Source organism: Paenibacillus sp. oral taxon 786 str. D14 (genome assembly GCF_000159955.1).
GTDB classification, from domain to species: domain Bacteria; phylum Bacillota; class Bacilli; order Paenibacillales; family Paenibacillaceae; genus Fontibacillus; species Fontibacillus phoenicis.
On the sequence record NZ_GG695982.1, the window covers coordinates 120,625 to 130,041 of the forward strand.

Below are 9,417 nucleotides of genomic sequence, written 5' to 3' on the forward strand. Positions count from 1 at the left end.
CTACTTGACGCTGATCAGTTCAGCGTCTTTTTTTTGATCAACCGCCTTGCAAGAAAAATCAATTCCAGGAAATGTGCGGCCCCTCCCGAATTTCCTTTATTCTGCCTGCCTGCAAAAATAAGCGATTGCTGGAAATCCACGGGCATCTTAGAGTGATTACATCGAACTTCAAAGGGAAAGGAGAGGGAAACATGGCTTCCTCCTTGGAACCGATTACAAAACAGACAACGTCTGTAACCAGGGCCCGCAGTCACCGGCTGAGACAAATGGGAAAAATCCTGATGCGGGATAAATTCCTGTATGTATTAGCCTTACCGGGCCTGCTGTACTTTCTGATCTTCAAATACGTTCCGATGTGGGGAATCATCATCTCATTTCAGAACTATTCGCCTTATCAGGGAGTGCTGGCCAGTCCTTGGGTGGGACTGGAGCATTTCCGACGCTTTTTCTCCAATCCTGATTTCTTTATGTTGTTTCGAAATACGCTCGCGATTAATACGTTGTCGCTGATCTTCTTTTTTCCACTGCCCATCCTGCTCTCCTTAATGCTTAATGAAGTGAGGCAACAGGCATACAAGAAAATTGTGCAATCCATCGTGTATCTGCCGCATTTCTTATCCTGGGTCATTATTGTAGGGATTACCTTCATCTTGTTCTCAACGGGAGACGGAGCGGTGAATCAGATGTTGGTGAGTTTAGGCTTTGAGAAGATCGATTTTCTGACCAATAAAAATTATTTCTGGGCCATGCTTACCGCTCAATCCATTTGGAAGGATGCCGGGTGGGGCACGATTATCTTCTTAGCGGCGATGGCCAGCATTGATCCGCAGCTCTATGAGGCGGCCAAAATCGATGGGGCAGGCCGATTCCGGCAAATGTGGAACGTTACGCTGCCTGGCATTCGCTCGGTCATTGTCATTTTGCTGATTCTGCGAATGGGTCACATTATGGATGTCGGCTTCGAGCAAGTGTTCCTCATGATGAATGGGGCTGTCTCAGAGGTGGCTGACGTCTTCGATACGTACGTATACCGTTTAGGTGTGAAGCAGGGACAATTTAGCTACAGTACCGCCGTTGGTTTATTTAAGTCGATGGTTGGATTAATTCTTGTGATCGGCACGAACAAATTGGCTAAGAAGTTTGGCGAGGAAGGGGTGTACTAACGAGATGAGTTATCGCAGCCGTGATCGGATATTCCAAGCCGTCAATGCGATCCTGCTTGGCATCATCAGCCTGATCACATTTTTTCCGTTGTACTATGTGTTTGTCGTTTCGTTTACGGAACCGTCCGCATACCGATCCAGCGAACTTCAACTGTTTCCCAAAGCGTGGAGTCTGGATTCTTATAAGTATCTCATGTCCACTAATGCCTTCCTCAACGCTACCGGGAACAGCGTTTTTCTCGCACTGGTTGGCACGGCGTTAAGCCTGCTCATTACTTCTTGCTTGGCTTATGCGATTTCTCGTAAGCGCTTGCTGGGGCGAAAAATCATCATGCTGCTGATCTTGCTGACCACGTTGTTTAATCCCGGTATCATACCGCCGTATTTGCTGGTCCGCGACCTGCACCTGATCAATAGTATTTGGTCCCTGATTCTCCCGGTGCTGACCAATGGGTGGTATGTCCTCTTGATGAAAGGATTTTTTGACAGCATCCCAACCAGTCTGGAGGAGGCGGCCCGAATTGACGGCTGCAATGATGTCAGCGTGTGGTATCGCGTCATTCTCCCCTTGTCACTGCCTTCGCTGGCTGCATTTGGCTTGTTTTATGCCGTGGCCTACTGGAACACCTTCTTTACCGCGCTTCTTTATATTAACGAATTCTCCAAGCAGCCGCTCCAAGTGTTGCTGCAAAACATGCTCATCGATGCGTCAACCGCTGCCGGGGGTTCTGTTGCTGCCGAAATGATGTCGGAGCAACGAATTCCGCCGGAGACGCTGAAAATGGCTGCCGTGGTGATTGCGACCGTTCCGATTCTGCTCGTGTATCCCTTCCTGCAGAAGCATTTTGCCAAGGGAGCTATGGTAGGTTCGGTCAAAGAATAGTCTTATCTATTTATTCGAATAGGGAGGTCAATAACGTCATGAAGAAAAAGAGTTTCGTCTTGCTAAGCGTCACCTTGCTCGTGAGTCTGCTGCTATCCGCTTGTTCATCCGGCACGAAGTCGGGATCCAGCGGTTCCGAGGGCTTGACCAAGCCGCTGGAGGTCAGCATTATGACCATGTATTACACGCCGGAGCCTCCGGGACCGGATAACGTGGTTGTCAAAGAATTCGAGAAGCGGACCAATACCAGGTTAAATATCACTTGGGTCTCTCCCAATAACTACGGGGATAAAGTGAACGTCACGCTGGCTTCCGGCGATATTCCGGATCTCATCCTGCTGGATGACCCGTTTAATGCGCAGGTGCGGGGGATGGTGGCGCAAGGGGCCTTCTGGGATCTCACCCCGTATCTTCAGGATTACCCGAACTTAATGCTGTACCCCAAGGAGTCCTGGGAGAACACGAAGCAGGCCGATGGAAAGAACTACGGCATCCCGCGTCCGCGTCCGACCGATGGCGGAGGATTCACTTACCTGCGCAAGGACTGGCTGGATAAGCTGAAGCTGGACGTTCCAACGACGACCGACGAGCTCTATGAAGTGCTGAAAGCCTTCGTTGAGCAAGACCCGGACGGCAATGGGAAGAAGGATACGATCGGGTATATCGGATTTGTGGATCAGAACGGGATGGCCAACTTTGGTCAGCTGCAGAACAGCTTTACGAAAGTGAATGGCGACTGGAAGCTGATCGACGGCAAGCTGGTAAACGTGAATCTGTTGCCTGAAGTCAGAGAGAGTCTGGTTTGGCTGAATCGGGCTTATGTTGAGAAGCTGATTCCGGAAGATTTTGCCGTGTTAAAAAATACGCAGTCCAAGGACTTGCTCAAATCCAATCGCGGCGGCGGGTTCCAGGATACGGTGGAGGCCGCTTGGGAGCCCACGGAAGAGCTGCGCAAAACGATTCCCGAAGCCGACTTCCTGCCTTTGGTTTCGTTGAACGGGTACTCCAATAAAGACAGCGGATTTTTCGGGATGTTTGCGATCCCCAAAACCGTTCCTGAAGACAAAATGAAGCAGTTGCTGAAGCTGATGGATTATGGAGCTAGTCAGGAAGGCAGCGACTTGGCGAACTTCGGCTTCAAGGATGTACACTATACCGAGGAGAACGGTATTAAATTAGCAACGCCGCAAGCCCAGAAGGATATTGTCGCTCAGCAGGCGCTGGGACAAATTTTCTTGAAGTATGATCCCTACCTCCGGGCTTACCGAACAGGAATGCCGCTGGATGTTCTGGAACGGAACAAGAAAATTATCGATGAGAAAGCGAAAATCAGCATGGGCGATCCGGCAGTCGGACTGTACTCGGAGACCAGCACCTTAGTCGGGACGGAGCTGCGCAAGAAAATTCAAGATATGAAGACCAAAGTCATTATGGGGAAAGAACCGATCAGCGCTTGGGATGACTACGTGGAGAAATTGAAGGCAGATCCGGATTTGCTCAAAATTACCGAAGAGATGAACGAAGCTTATCAGCAACGAACAAAAAGTGAATAATGACCCAGCCCCCGAGAGCAAAAATATGGTTTTCGGGGGATTTTCCTCGTTTCCATCTATAGTAAGATAGGGAAGACCAATGGAAACTACGGAAAGGCGGGGATGTATGAAGAAGAGCCATTTTTTTCGCAGAAGCTTATTTTTGGTGTTATGTGTCACCAGCCTGCCCACCGTGATTATTGGGATTACATTCTATATCGCCGGCCGGGCCTATATGGAGAATGAAATCACGCGCCATCATGATGCCTTACTAGTGAAGACGATTGATCGAATGAATGACAGTTTAGCTCAACTGGAGCTGGCTGCGACCCAGTGGTCCTTGGACAGCCGACTGGACGGAAGGCTTGGAGAGATTGATTTAGTAGACGAATTTAACGTAACGCATAGTCTGTATCGTTTTTTGGGGGTTATGAAAGGAGCCTATCCTTTAATCGACCAAGTCTATTTATATTTAGACCGGCAGCAGCCGGTGATCGTATCGGATATCGAGGGGATCGTTCCGCTGACCGATATCCAGCAACAGAAGCAATTTCACGGTCTGCTGCAGCAAGGCAGATCGGAGTTTTGGCAGTTCGACTTAACGAAGGTCAATGGGAAAGGGACAGGTCCTTATGTGGCGCTTGTCCACAAGCTGCCAAGTATCGGTAAACCTTACGGGGCATTGATTTTTTATTTGGATCAGTCGAAGCTGGTGCAAATGGTGGAAGGCATGTCGGTTGATAATGAAGACGCTTCCTTTTTGATGGGCAAGGATGGCTCGCTGCTGGTCTCCCCGTCGTCCCTGAACCGGAAAAATGCGGAGTTGGAGCTTGCCGTGCAGGAGAGCGTCATGCAGCGGAAGGAGGAGACCGGCTCTTATCTTTTTCAATGGAAGGATAAATCCTATTTAATTTCGTACGGGGAGTATTCCCGCTTAGGTGAACCTTGGAGATACGTCACCACGATGCAACTGTCGCAACTCACCGCGCCGATTGTGATTATCTCCCGAATTATATTGGGGATGGGAGCCGTCGGGCTGATCGTGGCTTGCCTGCTCTCCTGGATGGCTTCGCATCGGCTCTACCGTCCGATCCGCCGGTTGGTTCGTTTGGTCAAAATGCAGAAGCCGGACCCCGGGCCGGAAGTAGGGGATGAATTGGACTATATCGCCAATCAGTGGACCCATTTGAGCGAAGAACGCAAAGCCTTGGAGACGAAGCTGAAGCAAGCGTATCCTTCGCTGCGGGCCGCCTTTATGATGCAGTTGGTGCAAGGGCATGTGTACTCGCTGAAGGAGCCGGAGATCCGCGCAAGGTTACAGACCTTTGGCTGGTCCTCGGAATCGCAATGGTTTGGACTTATGCTGGCGCGGGTTACGGGGGTGTCCAAGGCCGATAACCGATTTATGGAGAACGATGAATACCTGATCTCCTTTGCTGCAGCCAATATCGCGCAAGAAATGGTGCGAATCCGGGGGATTCAAGCGGAAATCATCAATTTCCATGACCTCACCGTGGGAATCCTGCTTTCCTATCCGTCCGAAACCAGAAAAATGCATGTCAAAGAAGAGCTGTTCAGCCTGGCCGAGGATTTAGTCCGCACGATCAGTTCGCTGCTAAAGATGCAAACGACGATCTGCATTGGGCGGTTAACCACCGAGATCAAGGATATTCCGGATATGCTGCCGTTTCTTCAGAACGCGATTCTGTATCGGGACCTGAAGGAACAATGCCAGGTGCTTGATCTGGAGGAGATTCTGCCCTATACGCCGCAAGAGGTTCATTATCCCTTCGCTTTGGAGAAGGAGCTGCTTCAAGCGTTGCGGATGGGACAATGCGAGCAAGCGATGCAGCGGATCGAGGCCATTATCTCTGAGCTGGTCGTGCGTTCGCGCAAAGAGAAGCTATTGAAGGAAGGCGTCATGCAGGTGCTGGGAAGCATCATGCATACGTTATTGGAGACCGGCTACCAACCTCATCAGTTGTACGAAGGAGATAATCTCTTTGAGCAATTGAGTCAAATTCGGGAGCCGGAGCAGATCGTCCGTTTTTTTCAGCAAAAAATTATCCTTCCGTATGCCCAGAAATTAAGCGAGGATCAGACGGCCCGGGCGAAGCCGCTCATCGAACAGGTGACAGCGATGCTCAAGGATCAGTTCGCCGAAGGGATTTCGCTCGAAGCGTGCGCGCATCATTTTAATACAACGCCTTATACGCTGAGCCGCTTGTTCAAACAGGTAACCGGCATGAATTTCATCGATTATGTAACGGCTCTCCGGATTGAGAAGGCGAAGGAGCTGCTCAGTGACTCCGATATGAAAGTGAATGAAATTGCGGAGCAGGTGGGGTTACAACCGTCCTATTTTATTCGGCTGTTTAAGAGGTTTGAACAGATTACACCGGGACAATATCGAGAGAAAGTTATGAAATAAAGGTTTTCATTATAATAGAGAAATATAAAAATATATGGGGGTTGTTATGAATACTAAGCAAACTCAGCTCGGCGAGGGGCGGAGTGATCGATTCTCTTCTGCCGGATTTATTTTGGCCGCGATCGGCAGTTCCGTTGGTCTCGGCAACATGTGGAAGTTCCCTTACATTACAGGCCAAAACGGGGGAGCTGCCTTCTTCCTGATCTTCATTATCTGTTTGATCCTGATCGGCTTGCCTCTGTTGTTAGCGGAGCTGGCCATTGGGCGCTCAGGGCGCGGAAGTGCATCCACGTCCTTTGTAAAAGCCGGCGGTCCTAAAGTGTTTGGCCGTCTTGGGCTGCTGCAAGTTATCGCTCCCTTTCTTATTTTGAGCTTCTATGTCATCGTTGCGGGCTGGACGCTCCATTATGCGGTTCAATCCTTCAGCGGAAGTTTGTATGTCGATTCGGACTATAGCGGGAAATTTGGTTCGTTCATCCAAGGCTTCATGCCGCTCGTATGGCAGGTGGCGGCTGTGCTGATTACCGCCATCGTGGTAGGGAAAGGGATCTCCGGCGGGATTGAAAAATTCAACAAGGTGCTGATCCCGGGGCTCGTCGTCCTTCTGATCATTTTGATGATTCGAGCATTAACCTTGCCGGGAGCCGGGGAGGGCGTTTCCTTCTTCCTTCAACCGGATTTCTCGAAGCTGAGTCCGGAGGCGGCTTTGGTTGCGCTGGGACATGCCTTCTTCTCGTTATCGCTGGGGATGGGGATTTTGCTCACTTACGGGGCTTACGTGGACAAGCGCCAATCCCTGGGCACGGCTACGCTGGCGATCGGGGCTGGGGACTTGATCTATGCGTTTATTGCAGGCTTGATCATCTTCCCAACAACCGCATCTTTTGGCTTAGAGTCGAATGCCGGGCCGTCTTTGGTCTTCATCGCGCTGCCGGCTGCATTCTCGGCGATGCCGTTTGGCGCCTTCTTCGGCGGGTTGTTCTTCGTCCTGCTGGCGATTGCAGCCTTGACTTCCTCGGTATCCTTGCTGGAAGTGCCGGTGACTTACGTGATGGACCGTTGGGGATGGGGCCGCGGAAAATCCGTAACGATCATCAGTGTGTTGGTTCTGTTGATCGGGCTGCCTTCCGTCTTGTCCTTTGGGATCGTACCGGCTTTGTCAGACATGGGCGGGAAGAACTTCTTCGACTGGCTTGATTTCATTACCTCGAACATTTTGCTGCCAATCGGCGGCTTGATTACGACCCTCTTTGTAGGGTACTTTTGGAAAAAGGCTGCGGAAGCCGCGGGGCTCAAGTCCGGTTGGTTCCGGTTATGGCTGTTTATGGTTCTCTTTCGACTGGGCATGCCAACAGCACAGCGGATATGATCAGCAGGCTGGAGACGATGGTGCTGAGCGGAGCCGAATTACCGCTTCCGGTTGTTCGTCAACAGATCGCTTCGTCGATCGATGTTTTTGTTCATTTGTCGCGGTTGCGCGACCGTTCACGCCGAGTGACGGAAATCTCCGAGGTTGTTGGTCTGAGGGACGGGGAGGTGGTGCTTCAGCCGCTGTTTACGTTCCAGGAAGAAGGGGAGCAGAACGGCCGAATCGTGGGTCACTTGCAAAGCAGCGGCGCAAAGTTAATCCATACGGACAAGCTGCGTATGTCGGGATTACCAGTTGATTAATGCACAGGAAGGAGAGGATGCGGTTTGTTGCTGAAAGCAGGATCCGGTTTGCAGCGTCGGAAGTCCGGGCTGAAACCGACGGCAGACCCAGCAAGTCTTGCGGACTATCGGGTGTATCCTTTGTCTCCGCGACAGAAGGTCATCTGCACGCTGGTTGGAGGAGCAGCTTTCGTTGCATTAGGCTATATTTTCTTCCATGCTCTCCCGTTGGCATTGCTGCTTTCGTTAGGCGGCTTATACACGCCGAAGTATTGGAGCGGTTACCTGCTGCGCCGGAGAAGGGAGAACCTGAGCCTGCATTTTAAGCAAGCGTTGTATTCGCTGTCCTCCTCATTGGCCGCTGGCCGCTCGGTGGAGAACGGTTTTCGCGAGGCGATCGACGATCTAAGGCTGCTGTATCCAGACGGGGATAATGATGTCATGCGAGAGCTTGCGATCATTTGCGCCCGGATGGATTACGGTCAGCCGATCGAGGAGGCGCTGCTGGATTTCAGCCGACGTGCGGCAATGGAGGATATCGACAACTTTGCCGATGTGTTTACGACCTGCAAGCGTTCCGGTGGAGATCTGGTGGAAGTGATCCGGCGGACATCGAACTTGATCGGTGAGAAGCTGGAGATCACACAGGAAATCAGCGTAATGATCGCCCAGAAACGTTTTGAAGCGAAAGCGATGCTGGCGGCACCGGTCTTGTTCTTACTCTTTATGCAATTCACTTCCCCGGATTATATGCGTCCGCTGCATCATGGCGCTGGGTTGCTGATCTCAGGTGTGGCGTTGCTGTTATATGCAATCTGCGCCTGGCTGATGTTAAAGATCATCGATATTCGAGTATAAAGGGGCGTTGGCTGATTGTACCTTGTGGTTTCGGGATTGCTGCTGTTCGTATTAAGCGGAGGCTGGCTATATGCTTACCAGAAATCTCGCTTCCTCTACCGGGGAGATCTGGATTTGCATCTGGAAGGATTAAAGCTTGTTCGCCTCTCGCCGCCAATGTTGCTGCTTTTGGAGCGGATCAAGGTATCTCAGCGATTTCCCGGCTTCTTCTTTAAAGTTCAGCGTGCCGTGCAGAAAATCGGCGGCAGCCGGCGCAGCCGCGAAATGACGCTGCTCTGGCTATCGGAGGCGCTCACGTACAGTTACATTTGTCTCCTGTTCGGGTGTCTGATGACGTTGCTGAGCGACGGCCCTGCCGGCTTAGGGATCGGCGTCCTGTTCGCTGTGTTGGTGCCGATGGCGCTGCTCAATGACCTTCATCGCAAGGTTCAGCGGCGGGAACAGGCTGTCCTGCTGGAGCTGCCGGAGCTGCTGAACAAAATCGTGCTGCTGGTAGGTGCTGGGTCAACCGTCCAGCAGGCGATGAAGTTATGCCTTGAGCGCAAGCGGGAGCAAATCGGACATCCCTTATACCGGGAGCTGCTGCAGATGCAGAAGGAATGGGAAGGGGGGGATTCATTTCAGCAGGCGATGGAAGGATTCAGCAAACGCTGCGGCATTCAGGAGGTGTCGGCTTTTACGACGGCAGTTCTGTTAAATTACCGCCGCGGCGGGGAGGATTTTGCCCTGGCCCTGCGAGACTTGTCCCATTCATTGTGGGAGAAACGCAAAGCCGTCGGCAGAACGCTGGGCGAGCAAGCCTCGTCCAAGCTGGTGTTTCCGATGGTGCTGCTGTTTATGGCAGTACTGATTTTGGTTGGGGCACCGGCCTTTATGATTATGAATTTGTAATGCACACAG

Annotated in this window: 7 protein-coding genes and 1 pseudogene; all 8 read left to right on the top strand. The window is 51.5% G+C overall.

Annotation, left to right across the window (positions count from 1 at the left end; genetic code table 11):
- Positions 1-266 precede the first annotated feature (266 nt).
- The 8 genes and pseudogenes from POTG_RS15345 (at position 267) to POTG_RS15380 (ending at position 9,408) form a co-directional block, all read left to right on the top strand.
- On the top strand, positions 267-1,163 hold the full coding sequence (locus POTG_RS15345; RefSeq protein WP_139817548.1) for an ABC transporter permease: 897 nt from the start codon (positions 267-269) through the stop codon (positions 1,161-1,163).
- A gap of 4 nt (positions 1,164-1,167) precedes the next feature.
- Positions 1,168-2,046 carry a carbohydrate ABC transporter permease gene (locus POTG_RS15350; RefSeq protein WP_028539922.1) on the top strand — a complete coding sequence of 293 codons (879 nt, stop codon included), beginning with the start codon at positions 1,168-1,170 and terminating at the stop codon, positions 2,044-2,046.
- A gap of 38 nt (positions 2,047-2,084) precedes the next feature.
- Positions 2,085-3,599 (top strand): extracellular solute-binding protein, encoded by a 1,515-nt coding sequence (locus POTG_RS15355; protein WP_009225751.1) that lies wholly within the window; start codon positions 2,085-2,087, stop codon positions 3,597-3,599.
- Positions 3,600-3,705: 106 nt separating this feature from the next.
- A complete protein-coding gene (locus POTG_RS15360) occupies positions 3,706-6,009 on the top strand; it encodes an AraC family transcriptional regulator (protein ID WP_009225752.1) in 2,304 nt (767 codons plus the stop codon).
- Positions 6,010-6,043: 34 nt separating this feature from the next.
- Complete coding sequence (locus tag POTG_RS15365) at positions 6,044-7,378, top strand: sodium-dependent transporter (RefSeq protein ID WP_009225753.1); 1,335 nt, start codon at positions 6,044-6,046, stop codon at positions 7,376-7,378.
- Positions 7,336-7,680, top strand: a pseudogene (locus tag POTG_RS15370) (CpaF family protein); the annotation flags it as partial. The gene POTG_RS15365 and the pseudogene POTG_RS15370, both read left to right, overlap by 43 nt.
- 24 nt (positions 7,681-7,704) lie before the next feature.
- Positions 7,705-8,517 (top strand): type II secretion system F family protein, encoded by an 813-nt coding sequence (locus POTG_RS15375; RefSeq protein ID WP_009225755.1) that lies wholly within the window; start codon positions 7,705-7,707, stop codon positions 8,515-8,517.
- A 15-nt stretch (positions 8,518-8,532) separates the two neighbouring features.
- Complete coding sequence (locus POTG_RS15380; RefSeq protein ID WP_009225756.1) at positions 8,533-9,408, top strand: type II secretion system F family protein; 876 nt, start codon at positions 8,533-8,535, stop codon at positions 9,406-9,408.
- Positions 9,409-9,417 lie beyond the last annotated feature (9 nt).

What these genes read in the sequence shown, in the direction of transcription:
- POTG_RS15360 (WP_009225752.1), top strand. Translation starts at nt 3,706, where the DNA reads ATGAAGAAGAGCCATTTTTTTCGCAGAAGCTTATTTTTGGTGTTATGT.
- POTG_RS15345 (WP_139817548.1), top strand. Translation starts at nt 267, where the DNA reads ATGGGAAAAATCCTGATGCGGGATAAATTCCTGTATGTATTAGCCTTA.
- POTG_RS15365 (WP_009225753.1), top strand. Translation starts at nt 6,044, where the DNA reads ATGGGGGTTGTTATGAATACTAAGCAAACTCAGCTCGGCGAGGGGCGG.
- POTG_RS15350 (WP_028539922.1), top strand. Translation starts at nt 1,168, where the DNA reads ATGAGTTATCGCAGCCGTGATCGGATATTCCAAGCCGTCAATGCGATC.
- POTG_RS15355 (WP_009225751.1), top strand. Translation starts at nt 2,085, where the DNA reads ATGAAGAAAAAGAGTTTCGTCTTGCTAAGCGTCACCTTGCTCGTGAGT.